Below are 9,981 nucleotides of genomic sequence, written 5' to 3'. Positions count from 1 at the left end.
AGTTTTGTCACTTATGAGTCTAACTGGGTTGGACTTTTTTGTTAAATTTCTAAATGTTACAAACTAGCACCACACGTGGTCGAGCTATATAAAAGCAATCATATACTAGCGCCAATTCCTAATTTAAATCTATCAGTTTCTGCCAATATTTTGGGTTCAACACAGTTTGATTTTAATCATCTTGGTATTTTTTCCCCATTGATTTTTATTTTTCAATTTATATATGTATTGATAAATTGGAAAGCAAGCTCTTTGGTTCAACGTACAGTAACAACTGTCGGTTTTTTTTATTTAATTTTATCATCTAATTTAATTCCTTGGACGGTTATTGGAAATCATGTGGCCTTTATGCAATCTTTTCAAGAGCCACAAAGATTTACAGTGGTTGCTGATATCTTATTATTAATTGGTTTTGGAATGACCTTAACTGAGCTAAAGATTAGTCAACAAAAGTTAACAATTCTTAAATCATTGGTGTTTACTTTAGCAATTTCGATGAGCTTTTACACAAATGAATCAATAAATGAAGCTTCAAATCTTTGGCAAAATAATCAATTAGGTTATTTACATGCTGTTCAAAAAAGGACTAATAATTTACAAATAATACGAAACAGTTTTTTTAGGCAAAATGATTTAGGTACAGGATTAAGATTACTTGTTAAACCAACACCCGATTATTTACCAACAAATAAAAAAGTAGTTGCTAGCAATTATAGTGAATTAAATCCCTATAAATTATATTCTGAACAAGTATTAAATAACAATTTACCTGTACAAAAGAGTATAAGTGGTAATAATACATTGGTGTTAAAATGGGTTAATGATTCTAACAAATCAAAGTCAACTCAAATTCCAGTATTTCATTATGCGCAGACGCAGTTAGTGTTCAATCATAATAACTTACATAATAAAGAATTTAAAATTTCCAAATTAGGTGCGGTAATTTTAAATTCAAGGCCAGGTGTCAATCTGTTAAAAGTAAAATTTGTTCCATCAAAATTTTTTGGCATATTATGGTTGATAACGCTAATATCATGGCTTTTTGCTTTCGTTTATAGTGGAATACGATTCATTCATAAACTACGTGTAGATAGTTAATTTAATTGTATGTGTGCTAACGGTTTGAAAACTGATTTTTGTAAATTGAAAAACATATCTAAAGTCATAACTTGATTATTTTAGGCTAACTAATTGCGGTTACATTGCTGATAAATATCATATGTATCTCGAAAATTGTTTAGACATTTTTTGGGTAGAGCTATTACTTTTTAATTTTTAAAATAATTTATGAAAGTGCCGTATAATACTGGTGTTATTGACTTTTAATGATTATAAACAGTTTATAGTATTACGTTAAGTGGTCAAATTAATATTTTATAGTCTTGTTTACTCTAAGAAGAGATACGTGGAGGAAAAAATGAATTTTGTGTCAATAGTTGTTACACATAATAGAAAAGAATTATTAGTAGAGGCAGTTAATAGCCTTATTAATCAGACGGTAAAGCCCGGGAAAATAATAATCATAGATAACAATTCAACGGATGGCACTCAGGATCATCTTTCTGATGAAAACATTTTACAAAATCCGTTAGTTAAATATTACTTTGTTAAAGATAATTTAGGTGGTGCGGGTGGGTTTTATTTTGGTATGAAGAAGGCAATAGAAACAGAAAAATTTGATTGGATAACTTTGTCAGATGATGATGCAATCTATTCAAATGATTACTTTGAACATATATCTGATGCGATCAAGTCAGCGCCAAATATCAAGGCTTTCTGTGGGTCCATTTATTTAGAGGATGGTCGAATTCAATATACGCATAGAAGACGGATTGCCAGTACAAAACGGATAAAAGAAGTTACAATACCTGTTAAGGAATATTCTCATAATTTTTATGTGGACGTTTTTACCTTTGTTGGCTGTGTTATTAGCCGCGAATTAATTTCTAAAATTGGATTACCCGATAAAGATTACTTTATTTGGTATGATGATGTGGAATATTCATTACGAATTAGGGAATATACAAAAATATTGAATGTTAGTAAGGCTAAAATTGTTCACAAAACAAAGGTAATCTCAAACGATTTTGCTGCTCAATACAAGCCTGATTGGCGGGAGTATTATGGCGTCCGTAATAGACTATTAACGATTAAGCGTCACACGTCATCACAATTATTTATTTTCTTTTATATTCCATACTATATATTACGATCCTACCTTGACTTATTTAGGCCTAGATTTAAGGGCTTTAGGAGACACGTTGTTTATGTTTATACCTGTGCGTATTTTGATGCCTTAAGAAATAAAAAAGGTAAGAATCCTAAGTTTTTGCCGGATTAATAGGTATATTGGCATTGGTATAGTAAAGGTTTCATCTTATCATTTCTAATTTGGCATAATGAGCAATGTAATCAGGCTTTGTTTAATTGGATGATATTTGTTGGTAGAGACTCTTTCTTTTAATAGTTTTTGGTGCGCCATAAATTTGGTGATAAATCACGAATCCGTTTGTTTAGTCAGATATTTCATGATAATCAGTAGGTGGACAAAAAATGACTTTACCTGCTAGATTTTTTTGACACCATCTATTATTAGGTGGTTAATGTTAATGGCACTTTGTTAATCATTTGAACTTACCTTTATATGGTTAAGGGCCTTTTTTAGTTAGTATGGTTATTTCTAATTAGTCTATGGAATTTTTTGTCACACCGGAGAACTTAATAACTTTTTATTTTCTTATATTCATTGATTGGATCTGCTACCAAGATACTATCTGAATGGAGTCAATGATTACTTTCTTGGAATTAACGGTGGTTTTTTCCTTGGAACCAGAATACGATGTTTTCTATCATATTATGAAATTAGTCGAAATTATGTTCATGAATTTATACTATTTTTTTGATGTCGAATGAACAATCTGTTTTTATTATGCTAAATTAAAAATGCTCATAGTAAATGGCTTCTTTCATGGTGCGTTGTGGTAACTACCATTGTATGACATTTACTGTGGGCTTTTCTATTTTCTAGGTGTTCGGATTAATTTTACAATCTGCAACAAGAAAATATCTTCGAGTATTATCGTAGGATACAGGTGGTAGAACGGAATAAGTTTATTTATTCAGGAAGTCCCCTTGCAATTAAGGTTAATTCTAGTAATGTTCAACTAGTATTTAAATCATTGTGGTATAGGTCGAAAGGTTAGCAAGTAGTCGGTTTTGAGGGGATAAAAATAAAGAGTAGTGAGGTTAGAGCAGTGATAAATGATCAGATAGTGGGAAATCAAGATAATGCGACTGTCATTCAGGAAAATTCAAAAGTTAAAAGACGGGTTGAGTGGATTGATATTGCACGCTGGATTGGGATTACGTTAATTATTATTAGTCATACAATTATGTATGAGAATTGGTATTATTTTCAGAATGTACTGTTTATGGTTCATGTGCCAATTTTTTTCTTTTTGTCTGGATATTTATATCACAATAAAACTTGGCGAAAACGTCTCTCAGGTATTCTAAGTACATTGATTTTACCATACTTAGTTGTTGGGTTTATTGCAATTGTAATGGCATGGTTTGTAGGACATATTGGTGGTTTTGGTATTTTTAAAACTCCGTATGATACGCACAATGCAATTAAGGCAGTGTTCCTAGGATTTGGTAGTTCACAAGTACTTTTTAATACCAATCATATTGAACCAGCTATTGGTGCAGTATGGTTTCTATTGGGTTTGGCTTGGGGTGATTTCTTTTTTGCAATTTATCTTAAGCTGGCTTTAAAAGTAAAAAGTATCTGGGGCTCGGTGAGCTTTTGGATTGTGTTGTGGGGGTTAGCTGCCGGAATTGCAATTTTTGGGTTTAAATTGCGACCTCATGGTTTGTTGCCGCTTTCGTTAAATGCCGGTTTAGTAGCACCCCTATTTATGATTTTCGGGTATACATTAAAACAAAATGGGCGCTGGTTTGATTTTACATTGAAGTGGCCAGTTAGCTTAGTTTGTTGGGTATTTGGTTATATGCGTCACGTTTTGGCACTTTGGCCTTAAGTCAGGGAGCCGCAACAAATATTTATATCTGTACGTTAGGTGCTTATGCGGGTTGCATAGCAGTGATTAAGATTAGCCAGCTAATTGAAACATACTTACCAAGGCTAAGTCATGTGGCGGCTTACTTAGGTCAGATGTCAATGATTATTCTATGTTTTCATTTATTAGAAATGAATTTAAGTACAATATCGGCGCGATTATTTGCAGTATTTACGTCATCTAATGGTCATTTGATCTATGATGTTTTGATGGTTACTGGGCGATTGATTTTTTGTTATGCACTAGCTTATCTTATACCCAAAATTCCCTTTGTTCGGTCCTTCTTCTTAGTTCGGCAATACCCATTTAAGGAGTGGTTTAAGGGAAATAGATGGCAACGTAAATAGATGTAAATTAATTTTTTTCAGATGGTAATGATAGCGGCATCGTCTAGTTTTAGAATGGGTTATTAGATGTTTATTTTAAGATTGAACTTGACTAGCAATTGAGTAATTGCAAATAACGGCAAAATTGTAAGACCGAACAGATTTAATTTACTTGTCTGAAAAATTGTTGTCAATTGCAAAATAAAATTTTTTATAATTAATTGATAAATTAATGGTGATTTTGGACTAACTAAGCTGGTGATAAAAATATTGCCTGTTGATTCTTTCGATTTTTAGAAAAAATAGATCTGTTGTAGAAGAACAATTTGAGATTTAAATGATATCAAGTTATTTTATTTATTAAGAACGTGACTATCTGTTATTCTTGAGCTTTTATTTATTAGATTGGGTTGTACATAAGGGGTAAGTTTTTTCAAGTTATAATCAATAACTTGTAATTGTTTTGTTGGATAAATTATTAATCAATGGTATTTTTTGGCTTTTAAAAGTACATACTATAACTATTAACTACATGGTAGTGAATGGAAATTTTTATTAGACCACCTGTGAACTGTCACACTTGTACGTACACCTTGTTCGTTTATAGATTCGGTTATTGAAGTGCTGTCCTGATAAGGTTTAATAATTATTTTTGTTTGGAACTATATATAAATAGATAGTTTAGATATAACTTTTGATTGCTTTGAAGTATTACAAAAAGTATTGTGACACACAATATATATCTAATTAAATTTTCGGTACTCCCTTTTAAATAGAATAAAGGGGGAGTTCTGTGAACGTTACTTTGTATGAAAAAGGGGGCATGATAGATTGAAAAAAATTTCTTTGATTGTTCCTTGTTTTAATGAACAAGAAACAATTCCACTATTTTATCCTACTCTAGAAAAAATCAAACCACAATTACGTGGCTATGAACTTGAATATTGGTTTATCAATGATGGTTCTAAAGATGATACGTTGATTGAGTTACAAAAACTACAAAGTCAGGATCCAAACCAGGTCCACTTTATTTCATTTTCACGTAATTTTGGTAAAGAAGCGGCTTTGTACGCTGGATTAAAGGCCGTTAATGGTGATTATGTTGCTGTAATGGACGTTGATTTGCAAGACCCACCTGATCAGTTACCAGAAATGTTGGCCGGTATTGAAGATGAAGGCTATGATATTGTCGGTACAAGAAGAAAAAATAGACAGGGCGAACCCAAAATTCGTTCGTTTTTTTCTGATTTATTCTATAAAGTGATTAACAAAATATCAAGCACCGAGATACTGAATGGTGTTCGTGATTATCGATTAATGACTAGACAAGTTGTGAACGCCATTTTAGAAATGTCCGAATACAATCGCTTTTCAAAAGGTATATTTAGTTGGGTAGGGTTTGATACTAAGTATCTTGAGTATGAAAATAGGGATCGTTCTGCAGGAAATACTTCTTGGTCTTTTTGGAAATTATTTCGTTATTCAATTGAAGGTATAGTTGATTTTTCGGATGCACCATTATCGATTGCTTCTTTTATTGGATTGTTTTCATTTGTTATTGCCGCGATTGCACTTATCTTTATTGTTATTCGGCAATTAATTGTTGGCGGAAGTGTTGCTGGTTGGGCATCGCTAGTTTCGATTGTTTTGATGATTGGGGGATTACAGCTTTTATGTTTAGGTATCGTAGGAAGATATATTGGAAATATTTATTTAGAAACTAAGAAACGACCTATTTATATCATTAAGGAGAAAAAATAATCTAAATTACAAGGGATAAAGTAGTGCAGGCAGAATTGGTGTGAATGAGCTTTTTAAAATGAATCTAGTAATCAACTACAGGTTAGATTGATTCACTAAATGGTGTTAAATCGACCAACTTAACCCAATAGAAATGGAATGAAAAATGATGCAGGAAAAGAAGTTGACGATCGTGGTACCTTGCTACAACGAGGAAGAAGTTTTACCCGCAACGGTTAAGGCGCTGGGTGGCATCCTCAGTCAGTTAATGGCTGCCAAGCAAGTTGCCGCCAATAGTCAATTATTATTCGTTGATGATGGCAGTCGGGATAAAACCTGGGCTCTGATTCAACAATTTGAGCAGGCGTACCCTTACGTGGCGGGTTTAAAGTTTAGCCGTAACTTTGGCCATCAGGATGCGCTTTTGGCCGGGATGACCAAAGCCGTGACGGATAGCGATTTAATCGTCACGATTGACGCCGATTTGCAGGATGACGTTAACGCAATTCCAGAAATGGTCGCCGCCGCACATAAGGGCTTTGATGTTGTCTACGGCGTGCGTAATGACCGCCAAACCGACAGTGTTTTCAAACGGGATACGGCGTTGGCGTTCTACCGGATGATGGGTCACTTAGGCGTTAAATTAGTGCCAGATTCGGCTGATTTTCGATTGTTAAGCCAGCGAGCAACCACGGCTTTACTGGCTTTTAAAGAACGTAATTTATTTTTGCGTGGCATGGTGCCGTTAGTCGGCTTTCCGTCAACCAAGGTTTTCTATAAACGTAAACCCCGTTTTGCGGGGAAATCCAAGTATCCGCTGCGCAAAATGCTTTCTTTTGCCATGGACGGTGTGACGTCGTTTTCTACGGTTCCGATTCGATTGATTATGAATTTGGGAATTTTAATTGTCATTATTGGTATTGCGTTATTTATTTACACAATGGTCCAAAAATTGCGTGGTAACGCCATTACTGGTTGGGCGTCATTGATGATCTCAATTTGGGTTTTAGGTGGCGTGCAACTGGTCTGTTTAAGCGTCATTGGCGAATACGTTGGTAAGATTTTCACTGAAGTCAAGCGTCGTCCTCGCTACACGATTGAAAAGGACGATTACACCAAGTCATCAAAGAAATAATTGAACAAAAGAGGGGTACCATGTTAGGGGTCAAAAATTTTTTTACGCACGTCATTACAACGATTAGTGCCGTTTATTTTTTCATTATCTTGCTTGGCGCACTGGTAAATCCCAACCTAATTAGGCAAACGGCGGCAAGCAAGTGGCGTTGGGCTATTGTGTGCGCGCTGCTAGTACTGGCACTGGTCTTTCAAAGGGAACGGCTAAAAACAGTCGCTTATTACTTGCGGCAGCCGCTGCTTGATCACCGCCGCCTAGTAGTCGGGGTTCTTTTAGGGCTGGGGGTTATTTTTCAAATCAGTCTTGTGCTCAATTTAGCGGCGCCCACTGGCTTTGATTCAGCGGCCATTCGGCAGTCGGCAGCGTTACGAGTAGTGACACCAGAATTGCAAAACTATTATTCAATTTACCCGAACAATTTATTTTTCTTTTTCTTTGCTAAGGGGCTGCATACGGTTGCCAAATTTTGCCACTTTAGCAGTTTTATATTAACCCTGGATTTCGTTAATTTGATTTTAGTGGATCTCAGTATTGGTTTGAATTACTTAGTCGTTAAAAAATTAAATTGGGGTGATCAAGCCGCAGGGATAACTTTTTGGTTGTCAGTGGTGGGAATTGGGCTAACCCCATGGCTAATCGTTTTTTATAGTGATACAGTAGTATTACCAATTGTTAGTGGGATATTGCTTTGTTTAGCCAGCATATTGCGGTCGGATGATTTGACTAACCAATATTTGAGCCCGATCTTATTGGGCTTGCTAGTGTTTGTTGGCTATAAGTTGAAGCCCACGGCGTTGATCATCATGATTGCTGTGCTGATTGTCGGCTTGCTTAATTTGTTTGATCCAAAACAGCGCCAGAAAATGCTGCCGCTTGGCCACAAATTTCTACTTAGCCTGATTGTTTTTAGCGGAACATTATTGTTGTTTAATGTGGCGGTGAAGCATTTATCGCCGCTTGAGTTAAATAAACAACGGGAGATGCCACCAACGCACTTTGTGATGATGGGGCTAACTGGTGAGGGCGGTTATAACTTAACCGATTTTCGGAATAGTCAGGCTCAGCCAACTGTGGCTGCCCGCAAAGCGTATAATATTAAAATAATTAAGCAGCGATTACGTAATTACGGTTTTAATGGCTACCGGCGTTTTTTATGGGAAAAAAACTTAAATAATACGGCTGACGGTACTTTTGGTTGGGGTAAGGAAGGTCATTTCATTGAAGAAACACCGCAACCACACGGTTACTTTAAGCCACTTTACTATCCAACTGGTAAAAATAACGGTAACTATCATTTTTGGGCCCAATTAGTCTGGCTAGTCGTTTTATTTGGTTTGTTGGGGTCGCTGGCTTTTCACGACAACAAAACGATTTGTTTGCAATTGGCGATTTTAGGGTTATTGATTTACCTACTATTATTTGAAGGTGGCCGTTCACGCTACTTAATTCAGGCGTTGCCGCTATTTTTCGTTCTAGCAGGCCGCGGTTGGGCCAAGATTTCACGGCCAGCCGCTTAAAATGGGGTTTGTGCTAGATCGTAGACGACACAAATGATTCAACAAGGAGAGAGTGGTAATTGGCCCAAAAAATCATTCAGGTGCTGCTGCCGTTTATTTTTTGGAACTTAGCTTATAATTTACCTTTCTGATATAAATCAATAACTGAAAGAACCACTTGTTTTCAAACGGATCAATTATAGGATACTTGTAGGATAAGGCGAAGAACCAGTTGAGTAAAGAACACTGGTTGATTAAAAAGCGTACCCAGAAATAATTGAGAAACTATAGTTTATAGTCTTACCTGATACAATTTTCCCTCTAATGGTACTATTGTGTAATAATATTAAAGGCCTTAAGCTTTTTTGCGAATAGTAAAATTTTTGTTCATATTCCCCCCAAACGCTTATATCTATGCGTTTGGATTCCTATCCTGGATTCAATATTCTAATTCCTAGTAATTAACTATATAAATTGTTGGATTAATTTTATTTTTCCATTAAAACCTATGATTATTATAAAGAACTCACTATTGGTTTGGCCTTTTTATTCATACTAGGTTTTTAACTGATGTAAGGGCCAATTATGGATACATAAGAATTCAAAGTGGTGATAATTCATGGATATTTGATGATAATTGCTTAGCTAAGATTACAGTTTCTTAACAGTCGTGTTAAATTACCGGAAGTCAAGGAAAAAGATGATATATTTAACGTATTGAAATTTATGGTAGTTAGCAAATAACTATTTAAAAATGATCAAAAACTAATTTTAATATATTTACATTAGAGCGGTTTAGAGATCATTGATAAAATAAATTACATCCTGGCCCAGATCGGCTAAAATGAACAAAAAATTTCTGGAGGCATTAACTTGGAAGGCAATAGGCATGTAGATAAGCAGTTACATTTTAAAATGTATAAGTCTGGTAAAATTTGGGTGATTGCGGGTATTACAACTTTTTCATTTGGTTTAGGCATTGCATTTGGCGGTCAAACAACTGTTCATGCGGCCACAAATAATACTGTAGGGCAGTCCACTGTAGTATCTAGTACCGCAAATCAAAGTTCACAAATGTCGGCAATGAAGGGATCTGTTTCCACTGATGCGACAAGTGCAGCAAGTACAAGTGCAGCAAGTACAAGTGCAGCAAGTACAAGTGCAGCAAGTACAAGTGCAGCAAGTACAAGTGCAGCAAGTAC

Annotated in this window: 8 protein-coding genes; all 8 read left to right on the top strand. The window is 35.1% G+C overall.

The window, feature by feature from the left end; genetic code table 11:
• Positions 1-75 precede the first annotated feature (75 nt).
• Positions 76-1,098 (top strand): hypothetical protein, encoded by a 1,023-nt coding sequence (locus EKM98_RS11300; RefSeq protein WP_125982671.1) that lies wholly within the window; start codon positions 76-78, stop codon positions 1,096-1,098.
• A gap of 319 nt (positions 1,099-1,417) precedes the next feature.
• Complete coding sequence (locus EKM98_RS11295; protein ID WP_068280957.1) at positions 1,418-2,341, top strand: glycosyltransferase family 2 protein; 924 nt, start codon at positions 1,418-1,420, stop codon at positions 2,339-2,341.
• Positions 2,342-3,254: 913 nt separating this feature from the next.
• Positions 3,255-4,043 (top strand): acyltransferase family protein, encoded by a 789-nt coding sequence (locus EKM98_RS11290; RefSeq protein WP_164512711.1) that lies wholly within the window; start codon positions 3,255-3,257, stop codon positions 4,041-4,043.
• Positions 4,044-4,105: 62 nt separating this feature from the next.
• Positions 4,106-4,429: a hypothetical protein gene (locus EKM98_RS11285; protein ID WP_125982669.1), complete on the top strand. Its 324-nt coding sequence runs from the start codon at positions 4,106-4,108 to the stop codon at positions 4,427-4,429.
• Between the two features lie 810 nt (positions 4,430-5,239).
• Complete coding sequence (locus EKM98_RS11280; protein WP_068280953.1) at positions 5,240-6,169, top strand: glycosyltransferase family 2 protein; 930 nt, start codon at positions 5,240-5,242, stop codon at positions 6,167-6,169.
• A 148-nt stretch (positions 6,170-6,317) separates the two neighbouring features.
• A complete protein-coding gene (locus EKM98_RS11275) occupies positions 6,318-7,283 on the top strand; it encodes a glycosyltransferase family 2 protein (RefSeq protein WP_404802949.1) in 966 nt (321 codons plus the stop codon).
• Between the two features lie 20 nt (positions 7,284-7,303).
• Positions 7,304-8,800: a glycosyltransferase family protein gene (locus EKM98_RS11270; RefSeq protein WP_125982668.1), complete on the top strand. Its 1,497-nt coding sequence runs from the start codon at positions 7,304-7,306 to the stop codon at positions 8,798-8,800.
• A gap of 852 nt (positions 8,801-9,652) precedes the next feature.
• A partial coding sequence (locus tag EKM98_RS11265; protein WP_167553815.1) for a KxYKxGKxW signal peptide domain-containing protein occupies positions 9,653-9,981 on the top strand: 329 nt, incomplete at its 3' end.

The organism is Loigolactobacillus iwatensis (genome assembly GCF_003950295.1).
Classification (GTDB): Bacteria; Bacillota; Bacilli; order Lactobacillales; family Lactobacillaceae; genus Loigolactobacillus; species Loigolactobacillus iwatensis.
Note: the sequence above shows the minus strand (reverse complement) of the source record. Positions and strands in the feature narration are given on the sequence as shown.

Excerpts from the sequence above, each read along its gene's own strand:
- EKM98_RS11295 (WP_068280957.1), top strand. The coding sequence starts at position 1,418 with ATGAATTTTGTGTCAATAGTTGTTACACATAATAGAAAAGAATTATTA.
- EKM98_RS11275 (WP_404802949.1), top strand. The coding sequence starts at position 6,318 with ATGCAGGAAAAGAAGTTGACGATCGTGGTACCTTGCTACAACGAGGAA.
- EKM98_RS11270 (WP_125982668.1), top strand. The coding sequence starts at position 7,304 with ATGTTAGGGGTCAAAAATTTTTTTACGCACGTCATTACAACGATTAGT.